Origin of the sequence: Streptococcus sp. HMSC068F04 (assembly GCF_001837455.1) — a bacterium.
Classification (GTDB): domain Bacteria; phylum Bacillota; class Bacilli; order Lactobacillales; family Streptococcaceae; genus Streptococcus; species Streptococcus salivarius_D.
This window is the reverse complement of sequence record NZ_KV832492.1, coordinates 1-11,260: the sequence shown is the minus strand read 5'-3', so window position 1 is coordinate 11,260 and position 11,260 is coordinate 1. Positions and strand designations below refer to the sequence as shown.

The following is an 11,260-nucleotide window of genomic DNA, read 5'->3' as shown; positions in this document are numbered from 1 at the left end:
ATTTTTAGATATACTCAAGTTGGCAGATACCGATATTTCCGGCTTCTTACCAATAAAAACTTGAGTTGTTGTTCCACCAACACCAGTTAATTGGCCATCTTTTTGAACATAATAAAGGTGAACATTATAAAGGCCTGTTGAGTTTTTATGAGCTGAAGCTTTAACGTTTACTGTGTAAGTTCCATTATTTTGACGGTTAGCCGTATACCAGATAATGTCATCTTGGCCATTAATTTCTGACCAAATTGGAACAGAGACTGTTTGAACACCATTTGGTGCTTTGACATTAGAGATGACAACATCAAAGCTACCAAGAGTTGGATTGTTATTAACAATAGAAATAGTTCCACTCAAATCGCCTTGAGTTGGATCTGCTTCGACACTGGCATTAGCAGTAAATCGTCCTGTATAGTCCACGCTTTGGTCAAAGACATGTTTACCTGGCAAGAGATTAGCTGTAGCTGAAAATTGCCATGCACCAGTTTTGGCATTATAGCGCATGTTTTTAGCGCTCGTTGCTGTAAGACTTGACGATGGGTACTGTGCAACCCAGAAATTCTCAATACCAAATTGAGAGGTTGAGACAGGTCCACGGTAGCCTAAATTGTTCTCATCCAACCAGCTGGCACTTGTGTAGAACATCAAGTTGTTGTAACCATGCTTACGCATTTCGTTAACCCAAGCTTGAGTGTTACGGTTGATATTTGGAAGCATATTAGAGTCTTCGAAATCATTAACCATAACGGTGCTCTTTGGAAGGTTCAGTTTTTGTGCAGCTTGGATGTAGAAACGAGCTTCTGCACGTGCTTCTTCCTCAGTTGTGTATCGTGAAAAATGATAGGTTGATACTTGAAGACCAGCAATTTGAGCATTGCGAACTTGTGAGGGTGCTTTAGGGTTGTTGTACCAAGTGTCCTCAGTCAACTTGACAACGACACCACCCACACCTTGGCGTGCAAGAGCACGATAGTCATCTACACTGATATCACCATTATGACTGCTGACATCGATAAAAGTCTTTGGTTGTACCTTAAGCGTTTGCGAAGGAACATCCGTGGAATTCGTCAATTTAGCAGGTGTTGCACTTTCTGAACTTACAACTGAAGATGTTACTGAAGTTGATGCCGTTGCAGCCTCGGAACTTTGTGAAGCAGGAGACATAGATACCGCTGGAGCACTAGGTTTTGCCACCTCACTCGTAGCTACGGGTGCTGAAACAGTTGAACTAGGAGTTACAGGCAAGGCTGCTTCTCCACCAAAAATCTCAGCCGCTGTCGCAGATTGATACTGATTTTCCTCAGTAACAGAAGGAGTATTGGTCGTCGCCACTTCATCAGCTTGAGCAACCTGAGTTGTGACAGCCAAAAGAACAGTCGCACTGGCATAGTAGATAAAATCTTTCGTTCGCATTTAACTTTCCTTTTGCATTTTTAATATGTCAACCATTTTACCATAGAAAAACTCTAATGGAAAGCTTATTGTTAAAAATTTCTAAATAAAATAAAAATATTATAAAACCTTAAGTACTTATGAACTTACTATTCGTACAACATGAAAACCTTTTAACTATATATTTGAATTACTCTTTGAAAAGCAGGGAAAGAATTTTGCTATATCACTAAAGATGAAAATGTGTGACAAAAGAAAAATTCCCGAACTTCTATCCGAGAATTTTATCAGCTTTATTTACGTTTTGGTGGGTTATGGATAGCTTCTCCAAGTACGTCAGCAAAGGCTTCATACATGTTTTCAGAGAAGGTTGGGTGACCGTGGATAGATTGCAAGAGTTCATCTACAGTCAATTCATTTTCCATAATTGTTGACGCTTCGTTAATCAATTCAGCTGCAGCTGGACCGATAATGTGAACACCAAGGATTTCATGGTACTTCGCATCTGCAACGACTTTAACAAAACCTTGAGCTTCATTTGAAGCGATGGCACGTCCGTTACCAGCAAAGCTTGATTTACCAATGAGTACATCACCGTATTTAGCTCGTGCATCTTCTTCAGTAAGACCACACATTGCTACTTCTGGGTGAGTGTAGACAGCTGCTGGTGTGTAGTCAAGGTGAGCCATACGGCCATTGCCACGCATAGCATTTTCAGCTGCAACTTCACCCATACGGTAAGCCGCGTGAGCAAGCATCTTAGTTCCGTTAACATCACCTGGTGCGTAGATTCCTGGGATTGATGTTTCTTGATAAGCATTAACTTTGATACGACCACGGTCAAGTTCAAGGTTAAGATTTTCAAGACCATCCAATTGAGGGACACGACCGATTGAAAGAAGGGCACGATCCGCTACAATCTCTTCACCATTATTAAGTTTTAGGGTCAATTGGTTGTTAGCTTCTACAATCTCAGAAACCCCAACAGATGTCATGATCTTCATACCCTTCTTAGCAAGGATTTTTTGAAGTTCAAGTGACACTTCTTTATCCATAGCAGGAATAATGCGGTCAGCCATCTCAACAACAGTCACTTCTACACCGTATGAGGCATAAACAAGACCAAGCTCGATACCAACGACACCACCACCCATAACAGCAAGTGATTTAGGCAATTCACGCAAGTCAAGAATATCATCTGATGTCATCACAAGCTGTGACTCAATTCCAGGGATATTGATACGAGATACTTTTGATCCAGTCGCAAGGATGATGTTACGTCCCTTGATTGTTTCTGAACCAATAGTAACTGTCTTATCTGGATTAACTTGACCAAGACCATTGAAAATAGTAACTTTGTTAGCCTTCAAAAGACCTTGCACACCACCAGTAAGGGTCTTAACAACAGAGTTCTTAAAGTCTACTGTCTTATCCATATCGATAGTGTAGTTTGTTGACGCTAGGTTGATACCACGACCTGCAGCAATCTTAAGACCATCAAGGATTTCTGCATTTTTAAGGTAGGTCTTAGTTGGGATACATCCCTTATTCAAACATGTTCCACCAAACTCAGATTTTTCAACGATAGCAACCTTACCACCAAGTTGCGCACCAAGGATGGCAGAATAGTAACCAGCAGGACCACCACCGACAACGATAATATCGTATTCATTGTCAGCAAGTGGTGCTTTTTCTGCAGCGGCTGCTGGAGCAGCTTGGGCAGGAGCTTTAGGAACTTCAAGACCAGCTGATTCCAACTGAGCAGTTGCTTCAGCAACAGGTGCGCTAGCTGCGTTGTCAGCTACAACCTCACCTTCTGCTCCAATATAACCGATAACCTCAGTAACTGGGACTGTTTCACCAGCCTGACGTGTAATCTTCAAAAGGACACCTGAATCCTCTGCTTCAAGTTCCATGTTTGTCTTATCTGACATGATTTCAAGAAGGATATCTCCCTCATTTACCACATCACCTTCTTGTTTTTTCCACTCGATGATTTCGCCTTCCTGCATATCAACACCAAGCTTAGGCATAATAATCTCAAAAGCCATTTATAAGATACCAAGAGCGACCAGAAAGCGACTGAAAATTAGGCGTCTGACACGTCATCCGGCTGACGTAGACAGACGGTCTATTTTCCAAGCTTTCCGCTCGGGTTCAGTTATACCCTCTGGTTCGCCCTCTCCTTTCTATTAAAACTTCAGTTTTCAGATATTTTTTTCTTAAATCAACAATTCCATAGGATTTTCAATCAAATGTTTCAAATCAACCATGAATTTGGCACCATTCATACCATCTACAATACGGTGGTCAATTGTCAAGCATAGACCCATGATTGGACGTACGACAACTTCTCCATCAACTACAACTGGAGTCTGAATAGTTGCTGAAACACCTAGGATAGCTGAGTTTGGTTGGTTGATGATTGGGTTAAATGACTTAGTTCCAAACATTCCCAAGTTAGTAATAGAGAAGGTTGAACCTGACATTTCTGCAGCCTTCAATTTACCAGCCTGAGCTTTCTTGATGACATCCTTAGAAGCCACAACAAACTCAGACAAACTCATCTTATCTGCACCGTGAACGACAGGTACAATCAAGCCATCATCGAGACCAACGGCAATACCGAGATTAACAAATTTGTGTAATTCGATATTTTGGGCATCGTCAATCAAGGATGCATTGAGGTAACGGTGTTCCTCTTTCATAAGAGTACGAACAACTGCCAAACCAATCAAATCCGTGAAGGTTACCTTCATACCAGTCTTATTCATGATTGGATCAAGGACTTGCTTCCGAAGAGCCATAAGGTTAGTCATATCCACGTCATAGTTAAGAGTAAAGGTTGGCGCAGTCAAGTATGAGTGCGTCATTCCCTTAGAAATCGCCTTACGCATAGCAGACATTGGGATAACTTCCACGCCTTCTGGCAAGACTTTTTCAGGTTTAGCTTCAACCACAGGTGCAGCAGCCGCTTCCTTAACTTGCGCTGGAGCACTGATTGCAAGGATATCTTCCTTAGTAATCTTACCACCAAAGCCTGTTCCAGATACGCTAGCTAAGTCAATACCAAGATCCGCTGCAATCTTACGTGCCAATGGAGTCGCCTTAGGTTGAGCACCCTTAAAGTTTTCAACGTCATCAGCATGAACACGACCTTTTGCTCCAGTTCCTGGTACTTGAGCGAGGTCAATCCCCAACTCACGCGCCACCTTACGAGCCTTAGGTGTTGCACGTACTTTGCCGCCTTCGTGAACGATAGGTGCTTGCGTTTGCGCTGCCACTACAGGCTCTGCTACAGCGGCAACTTCTTCAACTTTTGGCGCAGGTTCAGCAGCTGGCGCGCTAGCTGCGTTGTCAGCTACCACTTCACCTTCTGCTCCAATATAACCAATAACCTCAGTAACTGGTACAGTTTCACCAGCCTGACGCGTAATCTTCAAAAGGACACCTGAATCCTCTGCTTCAAGTTCCATGTTTGTCTTATCTGACATGATTTCAAGAAGGATATCTCCCTCATTTACCACATCACCTTCTTGTTTTTTCCACTCGATGATTTCGCCTTCCTGCATATCAACACCAAGCTTAGGCATAATAATCTCAAAAGCCATATTTTATGATACTAAGAACGCTAAAATGCGACAGAATTTTAGGAGTTTTACGTTAGTGTGCTTGCACACCAGTAAAACTATCTAAATTCCGAAGCATTTCGTTCGAGTTCAAATCAACTCAAACGCTTTAACGCCCTCTCCTTTCTACTTTAAATTATAATTTCCGATACTCCCACAGTGAAAACAAGAAACACATTTTACTAGCGAGAAATATCACTTAACCATCGCTAGAAAGTTAGTTTCCTTTATTGGCCATCTTGATAATTGCAGCCTTAATCTTTTCAACATCTGGAAGAACCGCTTGTTCCAAGACACGCGCATAAGGTACAGGCACATCTTCACTTGCCAAACGTACAATTGGGTGGTCAAGGTAATCAAAAGCTTCACTTTCTGTAACCATAGCAGCAATCTCACCGATGAATCCACCTGTCTTATAAGCATCATTGACCAACATAAGTTTACCAGTCTTCTTAACTGACTCGAAAATCAATTCCTTATCAAGTGGGATAAGCGTGCGTGGGTCAACAACCTCAACATTAATACCTTGTTCAGCCACTTCTTCAGCAGCCTTAAGAGCACGTTCCAACATACGACCATATGTGACAATAGTAAGGTCAGTTCCTTCACGCTTGATTTCACCTTTTCCAAGTGGAATGTAGAAATCAGGGTCTTGTGTCACTTCCTCTTTTTTACCGTAAAGTGCTTTTGGTTCCATGAAGATAACAATGTTATTGTCTTGAATAGCAGATTTCAAAAGACCTTTAGCGTCGTTAGCATTACCTGGAGCAACCACTTTAATCCCTGGAATGTGAGTCAACCATGACTCAAGAGATTGTGAGTGCTGTGCCGCAGAACCAATCCCTGAACCAGAAGCTACACGGAAGGTTACAGGAGTCTTCAAACCACCACCAAACATGTAGTTGTTTTTTGCACCATTATTAACGATAGCGTCAAGGGCAATCGTGATGAAGTCCATGAAAGTCAAGTCAACGATTGGACGAAGACCTGTAATGGCAGACCCAACAGCTGCACCAGCGATAGCTGCTTCTGAAATTGGTGTATCTTTAACACGTTTCTCACCAAACTCTGCCAACATACCAACTGATGTACCGAAGTCACCACCATAGATACCGACATCTTCACCCATAAGGAAGATATTTTCGTCTTTACGCATTTCCTCGCTCATAGCAAGGTTTACTGCCTCACGCAAGGCCATCAATTTTGTTTCACTCATACTTGTATTCCTCAACCTTTCTCTTTAGTCTACCCATACATCTTCAAAGGCAACTGAAAGTTCTGGATCTGGGCTATTTTGGGCGAACTCATAAGCTGCATCAACCTCTGCCTTAACTTGGCTTTGGATAGCATCTAACTCTTCAGCGCTTGCGATATTTTCAGCAACGAGATAGTCACGGTATTTAATAATAGGGTCGTTATTGTTCTTCCACTCGTCAACTTCTTCCTTAGTACGGTAAACACCCGCATCGGCAGTTGAGTGACCGAACCAACGGTAAGATTCTACCTCAACGATAGCAGGACCATTGCCACCACGGACATGCTCAACAGCCTTGCCCATTGTTTCATATACAGCCAAAACATCGTTACCATCTTCACAGTAGAAACCAGGAATGCCATAAGCTTCCGCACGTGTATAAAGGTGAGGTGTATTTGTAGCCTTATGGATATCCATTGAGATACCATAACGGTTATTGATGATAAAGAAGATAACAGGTAATTTCCAAGTAGCTGCCATATTGACTGACTCATGGAATGAACCTTCGTTGGTTGCGCCATCTCCAGAGAATGCCACAACAATGTTTCCTGTTTTTTTGTATTGCTGAGTGAGGGCTGCACCTACGGCAAGAGCGTAACCACCACCAACGATACCATTAGTACCATAGTTACCTTTTTTAAAGTCTGCCAAGTGCATAGAACCACCACGGCCCTTAGAAACACCGGTTGCTTTACCAGCAAGTTCTGCCATCATTTTATTCAAATCCATGTCTTGGGCGATAGATTGTCCGTGACCACGGTGATTTGAAAAGAAGATATCGTCATAGCTCAAGTGTTGAACAGAACCAACGTTGGCTGCTTCCTCACCAACTGAAAAGTGAGTCATCCCTTGAACAAAACCACGACGAACCAATTTATTAATACGTGAATCAAATTCACGAATACGTTCCATTTTAGTGAACATCTCAAGATGTGTCTCTTTAGAAAGTTTTACCATATCGATCTCCTCTATCGAAATTTTTCTATACATCTAGGATAGGTTAAAAAAACTTAATGAGCAAGAAATATGCTTGAAAGATGAAAAGCCTTACAACCTTATCACTTATAGGCAATCCGTATGCTTTTTTTAAGCGCATTATGATATAATTGTATAGATTTTACCCGAATAGGAGAATATTGGACATTGAGTGACGTCATCGTTCACGGGCTTACGGCATGTATAGCTTTTATTTTACAAATTGTTATCTTCAAAGTGACCACACAGAGACCCCTTAGATACTGGATTCTTATTTTAGCAGGTTTAGCAATTTTTGCCTCTAGTTATTTTGGTATTTCCTTTCCAAAATCCGGTTTTATTGGACTTGTACTTCTTCTAGCTAACAAATCTTACAAAAATCTGAGACATACCATTTTGGAGACTTTCTTTATACCTTTCACCTTTGCCTTAATGGTGAGACTGGTCATTTTCCTGATTATTCCAATCTTTTTCCCTTCTGTCCTAGATTATTATTATGCTGGTCCATTTATACTTTTTCTTGCGTTTTTACTATGGTTTGCCCAAAGTGCCCTTCTTCAAGTGGACTACTCTCGAATGATGCAAATTGATAAAGCGAGACCTTGGTACAAATCAACCTCTGTCGCCCTTTGTGGCCTAGCCTTTATCTACTTTGCTTCTGAACTTCTTTCAACAAACATTCACTTTACTATTGCCTTTCTTATTATTACAGCTCTGATTCTATCTGGACAGGTTAATCTCTATAGAAAGGACCTCAGTGCACAAACACAAGAAGCTCAAGAGGAACATTCTCAGCTTCTTCAAAAATCAAGCCAGAACATCAATACTTGGTACCAGAAAAAGACTAGCCAAGAGCTCTTTATCAAGGACGAAGCTGAAAATCTCTACGATATCATCCGTTTCAAACAAAACGAGGAAGCTCAGGAGTTAATTGACTACTTGCTGACTCCGAATCCATTAGATAAGAAGATTGATCATTTTTATCGAGATAAACTTGAAAATATTAAACTTCCTGATTTGCGAGTCATCTTTGAAGCTAAATTCCTAAAGGCAAAAGAATTGGATGTTTGGGTTAGTATGGAGGTCCCAGAACCCATTACCGTTTATCCTATTTATCCTTTAGATTGGGTATATAGCCTTTCAACGATCTTGGATCATGTCATTGTCCAAGCACAAGATAGTGAACAGAAATACCTTAGCTATGCTTATTTTAAAGATGAGGATAGTCAACACTTTGTCGTTGAAAGTTCAAGCACTAAAGAAGATTCTGCCATTACATCTGATTTCTCTGATCCCGAACTAAAACGCGTCAACAGCATCCTATCCACATATCCAAACGTTAACATTGTTTCAAATACACGTGCTGGTATTTACCGCTTACAAATCGAGATTGACATGACAAAAGGAGGTTACAATGATTACTAATATTATCAATCCTCTCTTACAGGCTGTTAGTTTCATTTCTATTTGGTACCTCTACCAGACTATGTCTAAGGTTAAGCCACTGCGAGGACACCTCTTACTTCTATTTTTGTCCTATGTAGCTGCAGCATCCTATTTTAGTCTCGTAAAAATCGTTATAGATCCTCTTTTCTTCCTTGTTGCTGATTTGGCCCTTGTCAAAGAGCGTTCTTTCTATCATCGATTGCTTTACGCTTTTTATCCAACTATCCTTTTTGATATGGCTACACGACTACTTTCAATTGTCATTCTCCCTCACGTCTTACATATCAAAGGTGATATTACCCTCGACACTAACTTACATATCTTGACCTACATCTTAGCTCCATTAATCATTTACCTAATGCTTAAAATCTTCGCTGTAGACCTAAGTCAGATGAGTAGTCTTGACGAGGCTTGGGCTAGACGTAACTGGTTGCGAAGCACTGCCTTCCTTGCTGTCTATTATGTCTTCTTTACTGTTATCCATGGTCTTAACAGCATTCTTCCAACAGCCAATGACCCTAAAAATTTATTTGAAATAATTTTCAAGGTCAATGCTAATAGTTCTGTTATCTTTGTTCTATATATTGCTCTACTACTATGGGATTTTTACAATTGGAACCAGGCTATCCACCAACAATCTATTGATAGGCTGAACAAAGAACGTCATAAATTGTTGGGAACTATGACTAACTACAGCAAATCCTTTATCCAAATTATCACGCAAAAGCAAAAATCCTTCGACCTATTCAAAAAAAATCTCAAGGACGTTTCTCTTGCCTTGGAAAATGAAGATACCGCCAAAGCTACTAGCCTACTTGAAATTTATAAAACGGACAATGCTAGCATTGGTAATCCAGAGACTCAAGAACACTTGGATAAGCTTAGCAATCCAATAATAGCAAGTTTTCTTTCAAATCGTATTTTGGAAATGAGAGCGTCGCATGTCGATATCTCCATTAATATCAGTCCTCAGTTTGGTGAGATTCCTTTACCTGACTTAGATTTATATCAACTGCTCCAAGCTTCGGATAAAGCGATATTTAAACTACTTCGTCCTGACATCAAGGTCAACAGTAGTTACCTCCAACTAGATCACTCGCAACTCCTTGTCGTTGAATTACCAGTTTTGGCTGATAAGGTTAGCAAAGATAAAGAACTGAATGATTTGGTTAAGACTTTGCCAAATGTTGACTATCGTATCGGTTTACATGCAGGTTATCTGACTCAAATAATTGAAATCTTTGAACCTGGTTATTAAGATGATATTGAAAAAGAGCCGGTGGCTCTTTTTTTGTTTGTGAATATAAAAAGAAAGCGATTGTTTTGGAACCATTCGAAACAACACAGCTCTAAAACAATAAGGAGTAGTCTATGACAAGGTGTGACAGCATTTCTACCTTTTATAAAATCTATTTTTAGGTTCCACTGTGGAAAAGGGTTTCCCATTTATTCGTGCACGTCTCCCCATTGGAAAAATTCTTAAATGTTTTTAGGTAACTCAAGTGACGACTTCGCAAAATACTAAAAAATTATTCAGAAATAATTATTAGACCTTCTCTTTCCTTGTGACTCCACCATCCACAGTCAATGGAGTAATTATAAGTGTATGCACCTCTATGATTTATAGAATAATCCGATTTTAAATAGTCACCTATTGAATCAACCTTAGAGATTTTTGCCATAAAAATATGATGATTATAATCTGTCGTAATAAAAATACCATCTTCATCACACCACTTACCACCATCATTTGAATGCCTAGCAATTGCCATTATATAAGCATCAATACCACCAGAATTAATCCTATCAGCCCAATTCTTTTTTAGATGTTGCCGTATTGAATCATACAGCCATCTTCAGTCAACAAATCTGGTGTGGATTCATAATCTTCAGTAAATACAAACGGATTAATGCCATAATCATATGTCATTCGATAGCATTAAACTTTTGTTTGTTTCTCCATCAAACTACTACTTTCTATATCTACAATCTTTAAAACTCCCGAAATAGATTAATTGTTTTTTTAACAATTGTACAATTAGAGATAATAACAAATGCTCCTATTCTCAAATCGAGCAATAACAATCCTTGATTACATCTGATCTACGTGCAAACAATTAACTATAGGATAAATGTAAATTGATTATTTTCCATAAAAAAACAAAAAATTCACTCTTAATTCAATTAAATTGTACCATACTGTTAGCTAAAGTCAGGCGTTTCCTAATTAATAGAATCATACTCACATGTACGGGAAAAACAACAAGTAAATCGTCATCTAGCGAAGAAGTCTAGGATAACCTCCGCGTGTGCGGGAAAAGCCTGAAGAAGTACATGAGATAGGACGTAAAACTAGGATCACTCCCGCGTGTGCGGGAAAAAACTTACAGATGGAATTTCTGGTTTAACAGGTTCAGGATCACCCCTGCATGTGCAGGAAAAACATTTTGAAGATGCTGTCAAAATTTGCATCCGTAGGATCACTCCCGCGTGTGCGGGAAAAACGTCGCTATGGGGGCTAAAGGCGATGACTACCGGGGATCACCCCCGCGTGTGCGGGAAAAAC

At 40.1% G+C, this 11,260-nt stretch carries 8 protein-coding genes; 2 read left to right on the top strand and 6 right to left on the bottom strand.

Annotated features, from left to right (window positions below; all coding sequences use genetic code 11):
• The 5 genes from HMPREF2571_RS05805 to HMPREF2571_RS05785 all read right to left on the bottom strand — a co-directional run.
• Positions 1-1,410: GH25 family lysozyme (locus HMPREF2571_RS05805; RefSeq protein ID WP_176745584.1), on the bottom strand; the 1,410-nt coding region annotated here is incomplete at its 3' end.
• 272 nt (positions 1,411-1,682) lie between these two features.
• The gene (lpdA, locus tag HMPREF2571_RS05800) at positions 1,683-3,440 is read right to left on the bottom strand and encodes a dihydrolipoyl dehydrogenase (RefSeq protein WP_013990620.1); all 1,758 of its coding nucleotides are present in this window, start codon (positions 3,438-3,440) and stop codon (positions 1,683-1,685) included.
• Between the two features lie 171 nt (positions 3,441-3,611).
• A complete protein-coding gene (locus tag HMPREF2571_RS05795; RefSeq protein ID WP_013990621.1) occupies positions 3,612-5,000 on the bottom strand; it encodes a dihydrolipoamide acetyltransferase in 1,389 nt (462 codons plus the stop codon).
• 235 nt (positions 5,001-5,235) lie between these two features.
• Positions 5,236-6,234 (bottom strand): alpha-ketoacid dehydrogenase subunit beta, encoded by a 999-nt coding sequence (locus tag HMPREF2571_RS05790; protein WP_004182554.1) that lies wholly within the window; start codon positions 6,232-6,234, stop codon positions 5,236-5,238.
• A 24-nt stretch (positions 6,235-6,258) separates the two neighbouring features.
• Positions 6,259-7,230: a thiamine pyrophosphate-dependent dehydrogenase E1 component subunit alpha gene (locus HMPREF2571_RS05785; RefSeq protein ID WP_070847426.1), complete on the bottom strand. Its 972-nt coding sequence runs from the start codon at positions 7,228-7,230 to the stop codon at positions 6,259-6,261.
• 186 nt (positions 7,231-7,416) lie between these two features.
• Here HMPREF2571_RS05785 and HMPREF2571_RS05780 point away from each other — a divergent pair, with 186 nt between their 5' ends.
• Both HMPREF2571_RS05780 and HMPREF2571_RS05775 read left to right on the top strand, forming a co-directional pair.
• Positions 7,417-8,673, top strand: a complete 1,257-nt coding sequence (locus tag HMPREF2571_RS05780) for an ATP-binding protein (protein WP_004182556.1) — start codon at positions 7,417-7,419, stop codon at positions 8,671-8,673.
• Positions 8,663-9,952 (top strand): hypothetical protein, encoded by a 1,290-nt coding sequence (locus tag HMPREF2571_RS05775; RefSeq protein ID WP_004182557.1) that lies wholly within the window; start codon positions 8,663-8,665, stop codon positions 9,950-9,952. Before HMPREF2571_RS05780 ends, HMPREF2571_RS05775 begins: the two co-directional genes overlap by 11 nt.
• Before the next feature lie 271 nt (positions 9,953-10,223).
• Here the strand turns inward: HMPREF2571_RS05775 and HMPREF2571_RS05770 are convergent, their stop codons facing one another.
• Entirely contained in the window at positions 10,224-10,466 is a 243-nt protein-coding gene (locus HMPREF2571_RS05770; protein WP_013990624.1) for a hypothetical protein, read from the bottom strand.
• Positions 10,467-11,260: the final 794 nt, after the last annotated feature.